The organism is Bacillus sp. NTK074B (genome assembly GCF_017303375.1).
Classification (GTDB): domain Bacteria; phylum Bacillota; class Bacilli; order Bacillales; family Bacillaceae_B; genus Rossellomorea.
In genome coordinates, this window is record NZ_JAFKOH010000001.1 from 279,905 (window position 1) to 296,904 (window position 17,000).

A 17,000-nucleotide genomic window follows, 5' to 3' on the forward strand; every position below is an offset into this window, starting at 1 on the left:
TGTAGCAATCGACAGGATGTAACGTCAGAAGTCTGACATCTATATTTTACTTTTCCCGTTCAAAAAAAACAAGAGAGATCCCTTAAAGAATCGTAATTTCTTTATGGAATCTCCCCTCTTACTATTAAGCTCTTGGATGGAATTGCGAGTAGACATCCTTTAGTCTCGTTTTCGTTACATGTGTATAAATTTGGGTAGTGGAAATATCGGCATGCCCTAGCATTTCCTGGACGGCCCTGAGATCTGCCCCATTTTCCAATAAATGAGTGGCAAATGAATGCCGAAGTGTGTGAGGCGTCAAGTCTTTCTCGATATTGGCTTTCTTGGCAAGAGCCTTTAGGTTCTTCCAGAATCCCTGTCTTGTTAGGCCTTTACCATGATGATTCAGGAAGAGATGATCATCTCGGTGCTTCTGGCTCCGTAATTTCAGCCTTGCATCGCCCAAGTACTTCTCCAGGACATTCATGGCCGTCTGACCGATCGGGATAATCCTCTCTTTATTCCCTTTTCCGATGCATCGGACAAATCCCATCGTCAAATGGACATCATCCAACTTAAGCTGGATGAGCTCGCTTACCCTGATTCCGGTTGCATATAGGATTTCAAGCATAGCCTTGTCTCTCATCCCCAAAGGAGTCGATTCTTCAGGAGCTTCAAGTAAGGCTTCCACTTCTGCGATGCTTAGAATCTTTGGTAGTGTCCGTTCAGTTTTCGGTGTCTCAATATGCACCGTTGGATCCTGTTCCGTAGTCTTTTCCCTCAAGAGGAATTGATGAAAGGATCGGATGGATGCTACGTGACGTGCGACGGTTTTAGAGGACTTCCCCTGGCTTTTCAAATGGCCAAGAAATTGGAGGATATTCACCCTTGATACTGCGTTCAGTTCACCCACTTCTTCCACCTTCGTTAAATATAAGGCGTAGTTCTTTAAATCGCGCTGATACGACTCGATCGTATTTTTGGCCAGCCCTTTTTCTACTATTAAAAAGTGCATGAAATCTTGAATATGGTCTTCCACACTGCATTACTCCCCGTTCATATAAAAAAATAATAATCGGTCATACCAATGGCTTTCTTCCTCTGTCACGGAAGAATATACCTTTATCGCTGCTCCCTCGGGCTCATCATATCTGTGATAGCCTTCGTACTCTTCACTGATCCACATGATACCATAGTAAAACAAAATCGTTGATCCCGTAAATAAAATAAACACCTTAATGGTCTGCCATACCATTTGGGCCCCTTTAATCATCCTGTCACCCTCCATATTCGCCGGCTTATTAATACAAGCTATGACGATTTTGAATGGTTTTATACCTTATGGAGTCAGAAACTGTGAAAAATTCTATGTGTGTATGAAAAAAAGCCTTAAAGAGTATGTATGGGATGTTTCCGGGTGAGAAACAACACAGGGGTCTTTAAGGCTTTTTGGCATCATCTTATTCTTCTGGGTTTTCATCTTTATCATGGCATCTTGAACAAATCCCATGAAAGGTGAGCCGGTGATCTTTTATTTTAAACTTCCAGTCTCGTTCGACAATCGCTTCCACATCTTCTAAGAGATCTTCTTGGATTTCATCAACCGCTCCACACTCTATACATACTAAATGGTGATGGAAGTGGGCTGCCCCTTCTTGCCTGAGATCATAGCGCGATACACCATCGCCAAAATTGATTTTATCCACAACTTTCAGTTCAGATAACAATTCCAATGTACGATATACGGTTGCCAGTCCAATTTCCGGAGATTTTTCCTTAACGAGGAGGTATACATCTTCGGCGCTGAGGTGGTCTTCTTCATGTTCCAATAACACGCGTACCGTTGCTTCACGCTGTGGCGTAAGCTTGTAGCTGGCAGAATGAAGCTGTTTTTTGATTCGTTCAATGCGGCTTTCCATAGTCCCTTCCTCCCTCGTCAATGTCTTTACTATTATATCAAAAAGGGAGGAAGAAGCAAAATAAAATAATTATAATCAAACAAATGAAATGATTCTTACATAAGAACTATTTCACTTCAATTTCGATATGACCGCTTCCATTAAATTAGGAGAAAGATAGGCTTCAATACTTGCGGCGACGGTGACGATCCCGATGGCCACCACCATAAAGATGACGTACCTGGATAGAAAAGGGATCATCTGGAACTGCATGGAAGAGGTATGCCTCATAAAGATCTTCCGTATCAATGTAAGGGAGAAGTTTGCACTGATCGCCCCGATGAAAATGAACGCAGGAATAATGATAATGTTTTGAGGCAATATGCTCACAAAAGATAATAGAAACCCATTCCAGCTCATTTGATTCACAAGGAAGCCGACGGAAAAACCAACCACGACACCTTTCATGAATAATAGAACGAATATAAGGGGAAGCCCGATAATCGAAATGCCAAGCAGCCACATCAACCCGAGATATTTCACGTTATGAAGGAAGCTCTGACGGAAAAGTTCTTCTGAAGACGTCATACTCCCATCCTCCATTTCACTGAAGAACTTACTCAAATAAAAATACAGGTCCTCCTTTTGGGCAAAAGACAAGGAATTAACCACGATGGCACCAAAAATGATCCCCATTAAAAACAGCGTAATGATAAATAAATAGATTGAGGAATGTGCTTGTACATGTTGAACGAGTGGATTTGAATTTGATAGTTTTTTACGCATCACAGTGCTCCTCCTAGATATCGATTACTAATCTATATGTAAGGGGGGAGATGTTTATTCTATTCTATTGAACTTCTATAGGGATAAACGTATAATCATAGGAACTTGAACAGGAGGAAGATAGAATGTACAAACCAAGTTTGCTAGAGTTCCCCTCCAGGATCGAAACCCCACGCCTTTTTATTCGGCCGTGCATGCCTGGTGACGGATCAGACGTATGGAAAGCTATTTCCGAATCAAGGAGCGAGTTAAAACCATGGCTCCCCTTCGCTCGTAAAGAACAGACCTTTGAAGAGATTGAAGCCGGCGTCCGGGAATCCTATGCAGAGTTCATTAAGAAGACCGATATCCGGTTGCATATCTATCTGAAAGAAACGAATGAATTCATCGGTTCCACAGGACTTCACCGCATCGATTGGGACGTACCTAAAGTGGAAATTGGATATTGGCTTCACACGAAACACACAAAGAAGGGATATATCGTGGAAGCTGTAAGGGCGTTGACCCGCTTTGCCCTGAATGACCTTTCCTGCAAGAGGGTTGAAATTCGTTGTGATGTAAGGAATACTGCCTCCCGGAAGGTGCCGGAGAGGCTGGGATTCGAGCTTGAGGGGATTTTAAGGAATGATCACCTTGATGAGAATGGGTTTGATGGACGGGATACGTGCGTGTATTCTCTTGTTCCTGGGGATCTGATTCCGATTTGATTCTTGCATGAAGTCTGGCCGGTAGTATTGACCGGCCTGGCATTTCACCATTATCAACCAAATAAAAGCTGGACCCCTTCTCAAACGGAGTCCGGCTTCCTTTGTCACTCACTCTTATCCATAAGCTTTTGCATCTGCAAATACTGAACCGCATAAGCCGTTTTTGCATCAAAAATCCGCTTGTCTTTTATGAGCTGGAGGGCTTCCTCCACTGTCACTTCAATTAATTCGACAAATTCATCCTCGTCCGTTTCTCTTGACTCCTGAATGGAATATAGATCGCTAGCCACATATAAGTGAACAAGTTCATCGGCGAATCCCGGTGACGTATAGAACGAAATCAAATGTTCAAGATTCCCACATCCATAGCCCGTTTCTTCTTCTAACTCACGGAGGGCGGTTTTATCGGGTTCTTCACCCGGCTCAAGCTTACCTGCAGGAATTTCAATAATGGATTTCTCCAGTGCCTTACGATACTGCTCCACCATTACCAATTTCCCTTCCGGTGTTAACGCAATGACCGCCACGGCCCCAGGATGCTTGATCAATTCCCTCTTAGATGTCTTCCCGTTTGGCAGCTCCACTTCATCCACTTGAAGATCAATGATTTTTCCTTGATAGATCGTTTCCGTGTTGAGTGTTTTTTCTTCAAATTTTTTCATCATTCAACTCTCCTTGTTCTGTCATTGACCTTGTCCTCATACATTTTACCATATCCTATTCGAGGATCGAGGTGAAAACCCTTGAAGGTGATTGTTGAAAAGGACCGGATCATCCTGGTAGGGAAAGCATGGGAAATCAAGGAAAAGCTGAAGCAATATAATCAACACTACGCCACGGTAAAGGAATGGATCGAAGCCAATCGTTGAAGGCAGTCGTTTTCTTTGTTTATTCGTCCCCACTTTCGTTAATATAATAGAGAATGCTAATGTCGAAAGGACGGATACAATGGAAAAAAGACAAATCGGTAACTCCGCTTTACATGTATCAAAAATGGGGCTCGGCTGTATGTCCCTTGGAACCGGAGAAAGTGCAGCCAAGGACATTGTGAAGCATGCTTTAGATAATGGAATCAACTACCTTGATACCGCTGATTTATATGACTTTGGTCAAAATGAAGAATTGGTCGGGAAAGCTATCCATGAGGTGAGGGACGATATCATTCTTGCAACTAAAGTCGGGAACCGCTGGAATGACGTGGAAGACGGCTGGCGCTGGGACCCTTCCAAATCGTATATCAAGTCTGCCGTGAAGGACAGCCTTTCCCGTCTGAAAGTGGACTATATTGATCTTTATCAACTTCACGGAGGGACGATTGAAGACCATGTTGAAGAAACGATCGAAGCATTTGAAGAATTGAAGAAAGAAGGGCTGATTCGCTATTATGGCATTTCTTCTATTAGGCCGAATGTCATCAAACGTTTCTTGACTTCTGCTTCCATTGAAAGCGTGATGATGCAGTACAGTCTACTCGACCGCCGACCGGAAGAGTGGATGGACCTCCTGGATGAAAATAAGGTGAGCATCGTGGCACGTGGGCCTTTGGCTAAAGGGCTTCTTTCTGAAAAAATGCTTTCCAAAGCATCCAACAAAATGAAAGAAGACGGCTATCTGGACTATTCTTATCAAGAGCTTGAAGAAACACTAAAGTCCATCCATGGGAAAATGGGAGACAACCGTTCAATGAACCAGCTTGCCCTTCAATATATTCTCGCTCATGAGTCGGTGGCTGCTGTCATCCCGGGAGCAAGTTCTGTTCAACAGCTTCAGGAAAACATCGATGCTGTCAATTCGGGAGCACTATCTTCCAATGAGCTAGAGATGCTAGGACAATTAACCAAATTATCACGATATGAGCAACACAGGGATTGAATGATTAATAAGCGGGTCAGGGTTTCTTATTTCCCTGCCCGCTTATTTTTTTCATACCAGCTTAATGCCTTTTTCTCCAGGTCCTTCACCAGTTGATCTTTCCCTTGAATGTAATCCTCCATATCATGTGGGAACTTCTTTGCAAGCATTGACTTCAGTTCACCATATCTTTGGGCTTCAACGTCATGTTCTCTTAAATAATCGCGGAACGCTATGTGCCTGACGACATGATGAATTCCATATGGAAAAATGTGAAGATGCACAGCTCTCTCATTTCCTTCTCCCTTATAAAAAAAGCGGCGGTTCGGGATACCATTTTCACCTTTACTCACAAAATCCAGTTGATTGAATTCGTCTATCAGGTCATCAATGCCATCCAGGTCAGGTACTTCTATCAGGATATCGATAATCGGTTTAGCGTTCAATCCCTGTATGGAGGTCGACCCTATATGATGAATGGCTGCATCAGGAAGAAAATTATTCAGAATGCGTTTTTCTTTTTCAAATTTCTCTTTCCAGGCAGCTTGATGAGGCACCACTTTTACATCCCTCATCAATCCTTGAAATTCTTCCAATTCATATTGCTTTCATTCAACAACTCTTCAAAGCTTTTATTCTTCTCACGCTGTCTTTTCTCTTCTATTTTCCGGAGACGATCTTCTTCCTTCTTCACAGACTCTACCTTTTCAAGCTCTGCTTTCTTTTCTTTCAATTGTTCGAAGAGGTCGCCACTGATTGAGTTCTTTAACGTCAATCCTGCTTCCTGTTTATTCTTCTTAGACATGTCCTTAATTCCCCCTATCTGTCATAGTTATAAATCTTTTTATGATTTTAGTCAAAAGCCAGGCTCAAAAAAAGCCGGTTAAAAAGGGTAATACACCCCCTCCTAACCGACTGTTTGCTTCAAAAGGCTTCAAGTTTCACATCTTCCCCGATGATCAGCTTGGCATCGGTGGACGATTGGATATCTTCCACCGAGAAACCGTTGGCTACTTCACGGAGGAATAATCCTTCCTCCGTTACATCCATCACGGCACGATCCGTGATGATGCGGTCCACAACGCCTTTACCTGTCAAAGGTAATGTGCACTCCTTCAGGATCTTACTCTCCCCTGCCTTATTGACATGTTCCATGATGACGATGATGCGCTGAGCCCCGTGGACGAGATCCATCGCTCCGCCCATTCCTTTGATCATCTTCCCCGGAATCATCCAGTTGGCAAGGTCCCCGTTTTCGGCTACTTCCATTCCACCGAGGATGGCGATATTGATATGCCCTCCGCGGATCATTCCGAATGACTCCGAGCTGTTAAAGTAAGAGGAGCCCGGAATCGCTGTGACAGTCTCTTTTCCGGCGTTGATGAGGTCGGCATCCACTTCATCTTCCCCTGGATAAGGGCCGATACCGAGTAATCCATTTTCCGATTGAAGGACAACCTGTTTGTTTTCTGTTATATAGTTGGCCACCAGTGTGGGCATCCCGATTCCTAAATTGACATAGAAACCATCTTCTATTTCCTTTTCTGCTCTTCTCGCTATTCTTTCACGCATTTTGGCACGATCCATCCCGGTCCACTCTCCTTCTTATGCTTGCCTCACTGTTCTTCTTTCAATGCGCTTCTCCTGCTCGGCCTGAATCAGACGCTGAACGTAGATGCTTGGTGTGTGGACTTCATTAGGATTGATATCCCCGATTTCAACGAGGTCTTCCACCTCAGCGATCGTCACTTTTCCCGCTGCCGCAATCATCGGGTTAAAGTTTTGAGCCGTTTTGTTATAAATCAAGTTCCCCATCTTGTCGGCCTTCCAGGCCCTAACAAGTGAGAAGTCTGCCGTATAGGCTTCTTCGAGCAAGTATTCTTTCCCATTGAATGTGCGGGTTTCCTTTCCTTCCGCTACCGGTGTCCCAACTCCTGCAGGCGTAAAGAAGGCTGGGATCCCTGCCCCACCTGCACGGATTTTCTCCGCAAGCGTGCCTTGAGGAACGAGTTCCACCTCGAGCTCTCCCGATAAAACCTGTCTTTCAAATTCTTTGTTTTCCCCGACATAGGAACCTATCATTTTATCAATCTGCTTATTTTTCAGTAATAAACCCAGTCCCCAGTCGTCTACACCGCAGTTATTTGAAATGACGGTCAGGTTCTTCACACCCTTTTTCACAAGGGCAAGGATGAGCTTTTCAGGGATCCCGCACAGACCGAATCCTCCAACCATTATCGTGGCTCCATCATGGATGTCAGCCACTGCTTCGTCATATGAAGTGTACACTTCTTTCATTGTATTCCCTCCTCGAATCTGGATTTTCCAACTCCTTATTTATGAAGTTCAACAACCGTTGCTACTCCCTGTCCACCACCGATACAAAGAGTAGCCAATCCGTTTTGAACGCCTCTTTTCTTCATCTCATGGATCAGCGTCACCAGAATTCGTGTTCCACTAGCTCCAATCGGATGACCTAGAGCAATGGCTCCCCCATTTACATTCAAAGCATCCTTCTTGAATTGAAGTTCCTTATCCACGGCTAATGATTGAGCAGCGAATGCTTCATTTGCTTCAATTAATTCCATGTCCTCAATCGTCATCTTTGTTTTTTCCAATACTTTTTTCACTGCGGCAACAGGTCCGATTCCCATGACACTTGGATCTACACCTGCATTGGCGTTCCCCTTGATCGTCACGAGAGGCGTGATGCCAAGTTCGTCTGCTTTCTTCCTGGACATGACGACAACAGCAGCTGCACCATCATTTATGCCTGACGCATTACCGGCTGTCACAGAGCCATCTTTTTTGAAGGCAGCACGAAGCCCCGATAACTTCTCGGCAGTTGAGCCTTTACGCGGGAACTCATCCTGACTGAACACGAGTGGATCCCCTTTTCGTTGCGGGATGGAAACCGGAACGATTTCATCATCGAATCGGCCGGATTCGATGGCAGCAGCAGCTTTTTGCTGACTCCATGCAGCGAATTCGTCCTGTTCTTCTCTTGTCAGAGAGTAACGGTCACATAGATTTTCTGCCGTCACACCCATATGATAATCATTAAAGGCACACCATAAGCCGTCTGATATCATGCTGTCGACGACTTTCTGGTCCCCCATTTTATACCCTTCTCTTGCTCCCTGAAGTAAATAGGGAGCCTGACTCATATTTTCCATTCCACCTGCAACAATGATATCTGCATCCCCCGCGAGGATTGCCTGCGTTGCTAGATGAACCGTTTTTAATCCTGATCCACATACTTTATTGATCGTCATGGCAGGTACTTGCTCAGGCAGTCCTGCTTTGATGGATGCTTGACGGGCGGGATTTTGACCCAACCCTGCCTGCAACACATTCCCCATGATCACTTCATCCACGTCACTACCACTTAAACCAGCCTTTTCAAGGGCATCTTTAATCACAATCGCTCCAAGTTCCGGAGCGGAAATACCTTTTAAAGATCCGTTAAAGCTTCCGATGGCTGTGCGTACTGCACTCACAATGACAACTTCATTCGACATCTTTCTTCCTCCCTTTCTCTTCTGACTGATGTGCTTGCCTATTCGTTACCTTTTGAAAACTGTTCCACTTTAACTCATTCTATGTAAGCGGTTAAATTCCTCTAAATTCGTCAAAAAATTTTTATATTGATTTATATGTCGAAATTTTCTTAAAATGAAGAGGGAGGAGTGAAATGATGAAATTACCTAAAAAAGCTACGATTATCGAAGTAGGTCCAAGAGACGGCTTACAAAATGAGAAGAATTTTGTCCCGACGGACGTTAAGAAAGAATTTATCCTTCGTTTGAAACAATCGGGAATAAAAGAAATGGAACTGACCTCGTTTGTGTCTCCGAAATGGGTTCCACAGATGCAGGATGCGAGTGAAATTGTCGACACCTGTCTGACACTGGATTCACGTGATATGATACTTGCTCCTAATAAAAAGGGGATGGAACGAGTTTATGAAACAGACTGCCGGTCTGTCGCTGTATTCGTTGGCGTAAGCAATACCTTCAATCAAAAAAACATCAATAAGACAACGGATGAAGCTCTTACAGATCTGGCACCGCTTCTTTCAGAGTTAAAAGAAAAGGGCTATTTCGTAAGAGCCTGCATCTCTACCGCCTTCTACTGTCCATATGAAGGGAAGATCAAGCCTCTTGACACTCTTTCCCTTTGTAAGGGATTCGTTTCATTGGGAGTGGATGAACTGAGCGTCGCCGATACGATCGGCCGTGCTAATCCGTCTGAAGCATATCATCTTTTTGCAAGGTTGAAGCAGGAAATACCTCATACATTACTGACAGCACATTTCCATGACACCCGCAAAATGGCCCTGGCGAATATCCTTGCGTCCCTTCAAGCGGGGATCGATCGCTTCGACACGAGTGCCGGCGGTCTTGGAGGGTGCCCTTTCGCCCCCGGTGCCACCGGAAATGTGGCAACCGAGGATGTTGTGTATATGCTCGAAGAAATGGGGATCTTAACAGGGATTGATCTGGAGAAGCTTGCACATGCCATCGAAGTCGTTAAACCGCATGTCAGCCGCCCAATTCAGAGCGGTTACTACCGTCTTCATGAATTGAATCAGTAATGCATAGGCCCTTTCTCCTTGAAGCATTATAATGATGATAACCTCTAAGGAGATGAATCACATGAGCCAAAAACGCGATAAAGGATTCAGTCAAAAAGGGAAACCGAATGCAGATACGGTTTCAAACACCATGGCGAAAGAAGAACTTGATAAAGCCATTCATCCAACTAAAGGACAAAATGCTAAATCATAAGTCCTGAATTACACACCGATTAAAAAGAGTGTCTCTTCCTGAGGCACTTTTTTTCGTCCTCAAAAATTCCGCTTATTTCCTTTATTTGCTACAATAAGAATAAACGATATTCCTTTGAGGTGATGACACATGAGAAAAAAATGGGCCATCCTTGGCGGCACCCTTTCTTCTATCGGGCTGCTTGGGGTTTATATTACGAATCGATTTATGTATTTACCGAAAAAGGGGGATGACTTCATCCGGGCTCGGGAAACCGAATCGACCCGGCTGATCGAAGAAGAGTATGACTCCCTTCCTAAAGAAGAAATCCTGATTCCTTCTCAGTACGGTTATGATATTAAAGCGGTATTCGTGAAGCCCCACCCTCATAAAAAATTCATGATCTTTTCCCATGGAGTGACGGAAAACAAGTGGAATTCCATTAAATACATGAACCTTTTCATCAAACAGGGGTTCAACGCCGTCATTTATGACCACAGGCGCCATGGGGAATCAGGGGGGAAGACTACGAGCTATGGATACTTTGAGAAATATGACCTGAAGGCGGTCGTGGATGAACTGATCCGCCGGGAAGGGGACGATGTATTCTTCGGAATCCACGGGGAATCCATGGGGGCTGCAACTCTGCTTCTTTATGCCGGAAGTGTTGAGGACCGGGCTGATTTTTATATTGCCGATTGTCCCTTCTCCGACTTTGGTGAACAGCTTGCCTACCGGATGAGTGCAGAAGTGAAGATGCCTGCAAAATTCCTCCTCCCCCTCGTGGATGGTACGCTGAAGCTGCGACAAGGCTACACATTAAAGGATTTATCTCCTATTTCGGTAGTCCAAAACATTCAAAAACCCGTATTATTCATTCACAGCAAGAACGATGATTTCATCCTACCTCAAATGACCAAGGATCTTTTTGAGAAGAAACAGGGTCCAAAGGAGCTTTTCCTTGATTTCAGCGGTACCCATGCCCAGTCGTATAATGATAACCCGGAAGAATACGAGGAATTGATCCAACGGTTCTTAGAGCAATTTGTTATAGAGGGAAAGGATGTCGTCTCATGATTCCAACTGATTTCAGGTTAAAAATGCAAACGATGTACGGAGATGCGGGGGATGACTGGATTACGGATACGGAAAATCTCATGGAGTCACTAAAAGACCGGTTCCGGTTAACCTACGGTGAGCCGTTTTCACTAAGCTATAACTTCGTGGTTCCTGTCCACATCATGCATGAGCAGGCCGTTTTAAAGATCGGGTACCCGAACAGTGATTTCTACAATGAGTTTCATGCCCTGCAGGATTTTCAGGGAAAGGGAATGGTGAAGGTGCTCGACTTCAATAAGGAAGAAGGCTGGATTCTTTTAGATCGCCTCATGCCGGGTTCCCCCCTTCTCTCTATTGAGGATGAAGAAGAGGTTCTCTCTGTCTTCGCCCGTACTGCCAAGGGACTTTGGCATAAACCTGTCAGCAATCATCCCTATCCTACGGTTCAATCCTGGTCAAAGGGGATCGGGAGGTTACGGGATCGATTTAACGGAGGAACCGGCCCCATTCCTCCGGAGTTCGTCGTAAAAGCTGAAGCCCTTTATCCGGAGTTGCTGAATACTTCCACAGATTTCTATCTTCTTCACGGTGATCTTCATCATGGTAACATTCTCTACTCCGATTCTTCCGGCTGGACAGCCATCGACCCTAAAGGGCTGATCGGAGAGAGAGAATATGACTGTATTCAGTTCATGTTGAATGAGTGGGAAAAGTGGGATGCGCCGTTAGAGTTGCTCCGATATAGGACAGAGACAATCGCTTCCCTGCTTTCCCTCTCTTATGAGCGGTTGCTTCAGTATGGATTTTGTCATTCAATTCTGTCTGCGTCCTGGTCTGTAGAAGATGGACTTGATGGATGGAAAACCGGAGTTTCTTTGGCGGGGATGTTTGAAGAGCTGTTGGCAGAGTAACAGGCTCCACTGACCCTCTGCCCCAGAGATTCCCCTTATATTTTGTTGGGAATATTGGTTTTTAAGAACATAAAAGCTCCGGTATGCACCGGAGCTTTTCTTCTCTATTCCCCAGGATACATCAAAAAGTTCATTCTCCCATTAATGATTTGACCTGGGCTTTTTAATTGGAATGTATTACTTTGGGAAGAAAAGTCGATTTTCAGCTCTTCATCTAAAAAGACCACCTTTGACTTTTCTACGAGTATCGGGTAGCTGTTCGTCTCTATTTTTATATCTTCACCTTCAACGGGATGCTCGACAAACCATAAAGTAGGAATGCCGCTCACTACACAGCCACAGCCTTCTGTATCATACTTTAGCTTGAGGTGACCTTTTTCGTTTTCTATTTTATCTTGAATTTTTCGGATTGCTTCGTTTGTCAGTTCGATTTTCATTTGACGACCTCCTCTGCCCTTTATCCTATCACATTTTATTAGTTCCTTTTAGATTATTGCTTTTTTGCTCTTTTCACCTTACTATCGATAGTGGGGATTCTTTTGTATTTTCTAGAAAGGGTGGTTTTTTATGACAAAAGCTCAAATTAAAGTGAACGATAACGGTTCTTTTCGCGTTAGCGGCGATGTGGAACTGATCGATGCTGATGGGAATGTATTTCCAACCAAACAAGTATTTACCCTTTGTCGCTGCGGTTTATCTGCCAACATGCCGTTTTGTGACGCTTCACACAAGGGAAAATTCGATTCTTGTGTGCGTGCAGAAAAAGTATTGGACGAAGAGTAGTTTGAATGAAAAGAGAGACTTCGGACGAAGTCTCTCTTTTCATTCAAAAAAACGAATGTCCACAACGCTTGCCAGTGGAATATAGTGTACACTTTCAAACCTGTCGACCACGTGCAGCTTCTCTTCCATGGAGTCGAAATGATGAACGGTTCCAATCAATAACTGATGACGATACTTTGCATAATGAGTAATCGAGACCAGCTTCCCGAACTCCATCGCCTCTGCCACCACTTCATTCATCCTGTCCAGCTCCTGCTCATCAAGTTCGGCCCTTTTTTCATGTGTATCTTCCTTAGCCCAATCTCTTAGGAGCTTCACATGCTCCGGGAGCATCATCGATGTCCATTTGATTCTTCCTCGATCGCGGATCAACTCTCTCACCTCCATTCGTTACGATTTATGTCCGCCCACCAAGCGGGCACGATGCTTCGCTGTTCCTGCTTCTGTGTAGGAAACGGCGCGGAGAAGTGCCCCTGATCCATATCTATTCCGGATGCGATCCACCACATACCCAAGCTCCCGTTTTTCCCAACGGTCAGGTTCAAAAAGGGACACCTGCATCGCTCCATCCTCCACTATATTTGAAAGGGTGATGTTGATTTTCCGGACGGTTTTTCCATTGTAGTTCTCTTCGAATAGGTCCAGGCACACCCGGTACAAGTCCATGGTGATATTGGTCGGTTCCTCTATCGTCCTTGACCGGTGAAACCCGCCGCCGAATTCTTCGTGGCTGTAGCCGATCCCAAAGCTGACGGTCCTCCCCGCCTTGCAATGGGTCCGGGCGCGTCTTGCTACTTCTTCGCACATTTCCAAAATGACGCGCTTGATTTCCTTTTTCTCTTTGTAATCCCTGAGGAGGATCTGCCCCTTTCCGAAGCTGACCTGGCCATCCATGATCGGGGCGCCTATTTCCGACAGATCCACTCCCCATGCATGGTGATAAAGCTGGTTCCCCATCACGCCGAACTTCGCCTCAAGCTTCCCGAGATCATACTTCGCCAACTGTCCGACAGAGAAGATGCCCATCCGATTGAGGGTCTTTTCAAGGCGTCCGCCTATCCCCCACATCTCGCGTAACGGTGCCAGGGGCCACAGTTTCTCCGAAACGTCTTCATATGTCCACTCGGCAATCCCTTCTTTCTTTGCTTCAAGATCCAGGCACAGCTTGGACAGAAGCATGTTGGGGCCGATTCCGATGGCGCATGGAAGTTGGAATTCCCTTTCCATATCGTCTTTGATCTTCCCTGCGATGGTGGTCGCATCCCCCCAGAGACTCGTCGCCCCATCAATCTTGATGAAGCTTTCATCCACGCTGTACGTATGGATGGCATCCTTCGGTACATAGCGATGAAACAGACGGGTGAGCTCCGTTGAAATCCGTACATACGTCGCCATTTTCGGCTCTACAAGGCGGATTCGTGGATCGTTCGGAATTTCAAACATCCGCGAACCCGTTTTGATTCCAAAGTCCTTCTTCATCCTGGGCGAGGCAGCCAGCACGATGCTTCCCTGCCGGCTTTTATCCCCCACTACAGCCAAGTGGCATCCAAGGGGATCCAGCCCCTCCATGACAGCCGAACAGCTAGCATAAAAGCTCTTCATATCGATGCACAAAATCTTGTGGTGTGGCAGCACACTGTAATCGACAGTCATATCTTCGCCCTCCATTTTACCTAAATAAGAACAAACGTTCTTGTATAGTATAGTTATGATTCTATACGAATATACGTTCCCTTTCAACTTAAATTACTGGAAATGGAGAGAATAATAAGAAAAGCGGAGGCGGCTTGGTCAGGCTCGACAAGCACAACTGGGAAATTCCAAAAGGCGCTTTTTGCCTTATGGAATTTTTCAGTTGTGACCTCGAGGGACTAGCCGCCGGAGCTGGACAAAGAAAAGTGGAAGGGGCTCGCCCTGGGGCGACAAGCATAAGACGAGTAACCCGGAAAGGCGCCCTTTGCCTTTTTGGGTTACTTGGCTTATGACCTCGAGCCCCAAGCCCCTGCAGCTGGACACAAGAAAAGCGGAGGCGGCTTGGTCAGGCCCGACAAGCATGAAAGACACACGCCTAAGTCAGATCCTGTCGATATTTTTGTTATGAATGACATAGTCGTATTTTCCTATATTTGTTAAAATTCAAAAGAACGATCATTGTGAATATAAGGAGGAGTAACATGCCGAAAGTAATTGTGATGTATGAAAAGCCAAAAGATCAGGACAAGTTCGAAGAGTATTACTTCAACACCCATATGCCGATTGCAGAAAAGGTGCCCAATGTAAAAGAGGCTAGAGTACAACGGGTATTATCGAATCAAAACACTGATTTATCCCTATACTTAATAACAGAAATAGAGTTTGAAAACAAAGGTGCCATGAAAGAAGCATTTGCGTCGGAGCAGTGGAAAGCCGTCGGGGATGACGTGCCAAACTTTATGAAATACTTAGAAAAACCGCCGATTATCACGATCGTAGATTAAACGCTATAATAAAGGCCGGAATCTACCATGATTCCGGCCTTAGTTCATTACCCTTTTCCGGCTTGGAAGCCAGGATATTTCGTCATGCCACCGTCGGCAATGAGAGTCGTGCCCGTGACGTAGCTCGCTTGATCAGATGCAAGGAAAACCGCACAGGAAGCAACCTGCTCGGGTTCTCCGATATAGCCAAGAGGGATGAGTTTCTCCACTCCTTTTTTCTTTTCCGGATCTGAGAATTTTTCCGCATTGATGGGTGTATCGATGGCCCCGGGAGCGATATTATTCACCCGGATTCCATCGGGAGCGAATTCCAATGCAAGACTCTCCATTAATAATTTCACTCCTCCCTTACTGGCAGCATAGTGAGCAAAGTGAGGCCAAGGAATGATTTCATGTACGGAAGAAACATTGATGATGGATCCTTTAATATGATGATTGAGCATGTATTTTGCCGCTTCACGGCACCCAAGGAATGTACCTGTGAGATTCGTATTGATGACCCTTTGCCAATCTTCAATCGGCAGGTTTTCAGACGGGACTTCATTTTCGATTCCAGCGTTATTCACGTAGATATCCAAACTGCCATATGTATCATGGGCAAATTGGACAAAGCCCTGAACGTCCTCTTCATTTGAAACGTCCCCCTGAATGATGGAGGCTGTTCCCCCTGCTTCTTCAATTTCTTTTACTACTTCTTCTGGGTTTTCTTCATCTTTGAAATAGTTAATGACAACCTTACAACCTTCAGACGCGAACCGTTTCGCAATCGCCTTTCCGATACCCGTTGCAGCTCCCGTTATAATGACGACCTTATCTATTAGATCTGAATACATATCCATTCCTCCTTAATCTTTCGTAAATCCTAATAGCACACCGCCGATAATGATCAGCACACAGCCTGCGATGACGAGAAGGATCTGCTTTTTCGATTTCTTTTCACCTAAGAAAAACAAACCTCCGAGAGTCGAAATGACGATTCCCGTTTGGGAAAGGGAGAAACTTGTTGCGACCCCGATACGTGGAAGGGCAAGCAGCAGCCCCAGATTTCCCGAAGCCCACATAAGTCCGGTTAAGATATTCCGGATCGTATATTTATTAAATGGTTTATGCCTGAAAGTGATGACAACGGCTCCAATGAACATGCCGATTGCCTGAGGCAAAATCGCTTCCCAGCCATCGATATCAAACCATCTTAAGATGACCACATATGCTATGTAACCACAACTTGAAAGAAGGAGCGTCATTAAGCCTTTTTTAAGTTGTGAGTCTTCATCACCCTCGGATTTTTGAGTGAATGAGGTCAGGACGACACCGATGATAAGAGCTAAAACCGCTCCGCTGCCGAGGAGGATCGTTTCAGTCGTTTTCCATTCCTTGAATACTAAAACACCAAAAAGGGTCGTTCCAATCAGCTGCATCCCCGTTGAAATCGGGACGGTTTTTGAAACGCCGATGAATTTTACACTGGCCAGCTGGTTCACTTGTCCGACCGCCCAGAAGACGCCGGAAATAAACCCGATTCCCCAGACAAATAACGTTAATTCAGGGGATTTGATGAAGAAAACGCCAATTGCAAACAGCAGTGAGCCAACCGTGATTCCAACCGTTTGACTATAGGCATTCCCTCCGAGTTTTACACTTACAAACACAAGACTTCCCCACGCAACCGCAGGGATCAGGGCTAAAAGAATCCCTATCATACATCCACATCCTTTTTCCAACAATGATCATAGTTTTCCTCCGAAACCGTCATTCTAGCCGTTTCGACTGGAAAAACCTA

General features: G+C 45.0%; 24 protein-coding genes. 9 read left to right on the top strand and 15 right to left on the bottom strand.

The features are described 5' to 3' along the window. Positions 1–124: 124 nt before the first annotated feature. The 4 genes from xerD to spoIIM all read right to left on the bottom strand — a co-directional run bounded on the left by xerD (position 125) and on the right by spoIIM (position 2,663). Entirely contained in the window at positions 125–1,018 is an 894-nt protein-coding gene (xerD, locus tag JI667_RS01550) for a site-specific tyrosine recombinase XerD (protein WP_206849539.1), read from the bottom strand. A 6-nt stretch (positions 1,019–1,024) separates the two neighbouring features. Next, a complete protein-coding gene (locus tag JI667_RS01555) occupies positions 1,025–1,252 on the bottom strand; it encodes a YqzK family protein (protein WP_244668163.1) in 228 nt (75 codons plus the stop codon). A gap of 187 nt (positions 1,253–1,439) precedes the next feature. Further along, positions 1,440–1,898 carry a Fur family transcriptional regulator gene (locus JI667_RS01560; protein WP_206849543.1) on the bottom strand — a complete coding sequence of 153 codons (459 nt, stop codon included), beginning with the start codon at positions 1,896–1,898 and terminating at the stop codon, positions 1,440–1,442. A 111-nt stretch (positions 1,899–2,009) separates the two neighbouring features. After that, positions 2,010–2,663, bottom strand: a complete 654-nt coding sequence (gene spoIIM / locus JI667_RS01565; protein ID WP_206849550.1) for a stage II sporulation protein M — start codon at positions 2,661–2,663, stop codon at positions 2,010–2,012. Positions 2,664–2,788: 125 nt separating this feature from the next. Between spoIIM and JI667_RS01570 the strand changes: the two genes are divergently transcribed. Beyond that, positions 2,789–3,370 carry a GNAT family N-acetyltransferase gene (locus tag JI667_RS01570; protein WP_206849551.1) on the top strand — a complete coding sequence of 194 codons (582 nt, stop codon included), beginning with the start codon at positions 2,789–2,791 and terminating at the stop codon, positions 3,368–3,370. A 104-nt stretch (positions 3,371–3,474) separates the two neighbouring features. On the opposite strand, the gene JI667_RS01575 is transcribed toward JI667_RS01570, so the two are convergent. Further along, the gene (locus JI667_RS01575; RefSeq protein ID WP_206850499.1) at positions 3,475–4,032 is read right to left on the bottom strand and encodes an NUDIX hydrolase; all 558 of its coding nucleotides are present in this window, start codon (positions 4,030–4,032) and stop codon (positions 3,475–3,477) included. An 81-nt stretch (positions 4,033–4,113) separates the two neighbouring features. Here JI667_RS01575 and mciZ point away from each other — a divergent pair, with 81 nt between their 5' ends. Both mciZ and JI667_RS01585 read left to right on the top strand, forming a co-directional pair. Then, positions 4,114–4,239: a Z-ring formation inhibitor MciZ gene (mciZ, locus tag JI667_RS01580; RefSeq protein WP_206849552.1), complete on the top strand. Its 126-nt coding sequence runs from the start codon at positions 4,114–4,116 to the stop codon at positions 4,237–4,239. A gap of 79 nt (positions 4,240–4,318) precedes the next feature. Then, positions 4,319–5,242 (top strand): aldo/keto reductase, encoded by a 924-nt coding sequence (locus tag JI667_RS01585; RefSeq protein ID WP_206849553.1) that lies wholly within the window; start codon positions 4,319–4,321, stop codon positions 5,240–5,242. 26 nt (positions 5,243–5,268) lie between these two features. On the opposite strand, the gene JI667_RS01590 is transcribed toward JI667_RS01585, so the two are convergent. The 5 genes from JI667_RS01590 to JI667_RS01610 all read right to left on the bottom strand — a co-directional run bounded on the left by JI667_RS01590 (position 5,269) and on the right by JI667_RS01610 (position 8,742). Beyond that, on the bottom strand, positions 5,269–5,817 hold the full coding sequence (locus tag JI667_RS01590) for a GrpB family protein (protein WP_244668164.1): 549 nt from the start codon (positions 5,815–5,817) through the stop codon (positions 5,269–5,271). Next, positions 5,796–6,026 carry a YqkE family protein gene (locus JI667_RS01595; protein WP_206849554.1) on the bottom strand — a complete coding sequence of 77 codons (231 nt, stop codon included), beginning with the start codon at positions 6,024–6,026 and terminating at the stop codon, positions 5,796–5,798. Before JI667_RS01595 ends, JI667_RS01590 begins: the two co-directional genes overlap by 22 nt. Before the next feature lie 119 nt (positions 6,027–6,145). Next, the gene (locus JI667_RS01600) at positions 6,146–6,808 is read right to left on the bottom strand and encodes a CoA transferase subunit B (RefSeq protein ID WP_206849555.1); all 663 of its coding nucleotides are present in this window, start codon (positions 6,806–6,808) and stop codon (positions 6,146–6,148) included. Positions 6,809–6,826: 18 nt separating this feature from the next. Beyond that, positions 6,827–7,519: a CoA transferase subunit A gene (locus JI667_RS01605; RefSeq protein WP_206849556.1), complete on the bottom strand. Its 693-nt coding sequence runs from the start codon at positions 7,517–7,519 to the stop codon at positions 6,827–6,829. Between the two features lie 35 nt (positions 7,520–7,554). Continuing rightward, on the bottom strand, positions 7,555–8,742 hold the full coding sequence (locus JI667_RS01610) for an acetyl-CoA C-acetyltransferase (protein ID WP_206849557.1): 1,188 nt from the start codon (positions 8,740–8,742) through the stop codon (positions 7,555–7,557). 176 nt (positions 8,743–8,918) lie between these two features. Between JI667_RS01610 and JI667_RS01615 the strand changes: the two genes are divergently transcribed. The 4 genes from JI667_RS01615 (at position 8,919) to JI667_RS01625 (ending at position 11,960) form a co-directional block, all read left to right on the top strand. Beyond that, positions 8,919–9,818, top strand: coding sequence for a hydroxymethylglutaryl-CoA lyase (locus JI667_RS01615; protein WP_206850501.1), 900 nt, complete (start codon positions 8,919–8,921; stop codon positions 9,816–9,818). A 61-nt stretch (positions 9,819–9,879) separates the two neighbouring features. After that, positions 9,880–10,011 carry a hypothetical protein gene (locus tag JI667_RS22855; protein ID WP_256503904.1) on the top strand — a complete coding sequence of 44 codons (132 nt, stop codon included), beginning with the start codon at positions 9,880–9,882 and terminating at the stop codon, positions 10,009–10,011. Between the two features lie 129 nt (positions 10,012–10,140). Beyond that, positions 10,141–11,067 (top strand): alpha/beta hydrolase, encoded by a 927-nt coding sequence (locus tag JI667_RS01620; protein WP_206849559.1) that lies wholly within the window; start codon positions 10,141–10,143, stop codon positions 11,065–11,067. After that, positions 11,064–11,960, top strand: coding sequence for an aminoglycoside phosphotransferase family protein (locus JI667_RS01625; protein WP_206849561.1), 897 nt, complete (start codon positions 11,064–11,066; stop codon positions 11,958–11,960). The genes JI667_RS01620 and JI667_RS01625 overlap by 4 nt, the downstream gene beginning before the upstream one ends. 104 nt (positions 11,961–12,064) lie before the next feature. On the opposite strand, the gene JI667_RS01630 is transcribed toward JI667_RS01625, so the two are convergent. Next, positions 12,065–12,397, bottom strand: a complete 333-nt coding sequence (locus JI667_RS01630) for an iron-sulfur cluster biosynthesis family protein (RefSeq protein ID WP_206849563.1) — start codon at positions 12,395–12,397, stop codon at positions 12,065–12,067. Between the two features lie 130 nt (positions 12,398–12,527). Here JI667_RS01630 and JI667_RS01635 point away from each other — a divergent pair, with 130 nt between their 5' ends. Then, positions 12,528–12,743 carry a CDGSH iron-sulfur domain-containing protein gene (locus JI667_RS01635; RefSeq protein ID WP_206849564.1) on the top strand — a complete coding sequence of 72 codons (216 nt, stop codon included), beginning with the start codon at positions 12,528–12,530 and terminating at the stop codon, positions 12,741–12,743. A gap of 39 nt (positions 12,744–12,782) precedes the next feature. Here JI667_RS01635 and JI667_RS01640 read toward each other — a convergent pair whose 3' ends face one another. Then, entirely contained in the window at positions 12,783–13,115 is a 333-nt protein-coding gene (locus JI667_RS01640) for a YolD-like family protein (protein WP_206849566.1), read from the bottom strand. A gap of 18 nt (positions 13,116–13,133) precedes the next feature. Further along, entirely contained in the window at positions 13,134–14,396 is a 1,263-nt protein-coding gene (locus tag JI667_RS01645; RefSeq protein ID WP_206849568.1) for a DNA polymerase thumb domain-containing protein, read from the bottom strand. Between the two features lie 521 nt (positions 14,397–14,917). On the opposite strand from JI667_RS01645, the gene JI667_RS01650 reads away from it, so the two are divergent. Continuing rightward, positions 14,918–15,220 (top strand): EthD family reductase, encoded by a 303-nt coding sequence (locus tag JI667_RS01650; RefSeq protein ID WP_206849570.1) that lies wholly within the window; start codon positions 14,918–14,920, stop codon positions 15,218–15,220. 47 nt (positions 15,221–15,267) lie between these two features. On the opposite strand, the gene JI667_RS01655 is transcribed toward JI667_RS01650, so the two are convergent. Further along, on the bottom strand, positions 15,268–16,053 hold the full coding sequence (locus JI667_RS01655; protein WP_206849572.1) for a glucose-1-dehydrogenase: 786 nt from the start codon (positions 16,051–16,053) through the stop codon (positions 15,268–15,270). A gap of 12 nt (positions 16,054–16,065) precedes the next feature. Continuing rightward, a complete protein-coding gene (locus JI667_RS01660; RefSeq protein ID WP_206850502.1) occupies positions 16,066–16,917 on the bottom strand; it encodes a GRP family sugar transporter in 852 nt (283 codons plus the stop codon). Positions 16,918–17,000: the final 83 nt, after the last annotated feature.

Coding starts and splice junctions, on each gene's coding strand:
- JI667_RS01555 (WP_244668163.1), bottom strand. CDS start 1,252: ATGATTAAAGGGGCCCAAATGGTATGGCAGACCATTAAGGTGTTTATT.
- JI667_RS01560 (WP_206849543.1), bottom strand. CDS start 1,898: ATGGAAAGCCGCATTGAACGAATCAAAAAACAGCTTCATTCTGCCAGC.
- spoIIM (WP_206849550.1), bottom strand. CDS start 2,663: ATGCGTAAAAAACTATCAAATTCAAATCCACTCGTTCAACATGTACAA.
- JI667_RS01570 (WP_206849551.1), top strand. CDS start 2,789: ATGTACAAACCAAGTTTGCTAGAGTTCCCCTCCAGGATCGAAACCCCA.
- JI667_RS01575 (WP_206850499.1), bottom strand. CDS start 4,032: ATGAAAAAATTTGAAGAAAAAACACTCAACACGGAAACGATCTATCAA.
- JI667_RS01585 (WP_206849553.1), top strand. CDS start 4,319: ATGGAAAAAAGACAAATCGGTAACTCCGCTTTACATGTATCAAAAATG.
- JI667_RS01595 (WP_206849554.1), bottom strand. CDS start 6,026: ATGTCTAAGAAGAATAAACAGGAAGCAGGATTGACGTTAAAGAACTCA.
- JI667_RS01600 (WP_206849555.1), bottom strand. CDS start 6,808: ATGGATCGTGCCAAAATGCGTGAAAGAATAGCGAGAAGAGCAGAAAAG.
- JI667_RS01605 (WP_206849556.1), bottom strand. CDS start 7,519: ATGAAAGAAGTGTACACTTCATATGACGAAGCAGTGGCTGACATCCAT.
- JI667_RS01610 (WP_206849557.1), bottom strand. CDS start 8,742: ATGTCGAATGAAGTTGTCATTGTGAGTGCAGTACGCACAGCCATCGGA.
- JI667_RS01615 (WP_206850501.1), top strand. CDS start 8,919: ATGAAATTACCTAAAAAAGCTACGATTATCGAAGTAGGTCCAAGAGAC.
- JI667_RS22855 (WP_256503904.1), top strand. CDS start 9,880: ATGAGCCAAAAACGCGATAAAGGATTCAGTCAAAAAGGGAAACCGAAT.
- JI667_RS01620 (WP_206849559.1), top strand. CDS start 10,141: ATGAGAAAAAAATGGGCCATCCTTGGCGGCACCCTTTCTTCTATCGGG.
- JI667_RS01625 (WP_206849561.1), top strand. CDS start 11,064: ATGATTCCAACTGATTTCAGGTTAAAAATGCAAACGATGTACGGAGAT.
- JI667_RS01630 (WP_206849563.1), bottom strand. CDS start 12,397: ATGAAAATCGAACTGACAAACGAAGCAATCCGAAAAATTCAAGATAAA.
- JI667_RS01635 (WP_206849564.1), top strand. CDS start 12,528: ATGACAAAAGCTCAAATTAAAGTGAACGATAACGGTTCTTTTCGCGTT.
- JI667_RS01645 (WP_206849568.1), bottom strand. CDS start 14,396: ATGACTGTCGATTACAGTGTGCTGCCACACCACAAGATTTTGTGCATC.
- JI667_RS01650 (WP_206849570.1), top strand. CDS start 14,918: ATGCCGAAAGTAATTGTGATGTATGAAAAGCCAAAAGATCAGGACAAG.
- JI667_RS01655 (WP_206849572.1), bottom strand. CDS start 16,053: ATGTATTCAGATCTAATAGATAAGGTCGTCATTATAACGGGAGCTGCA.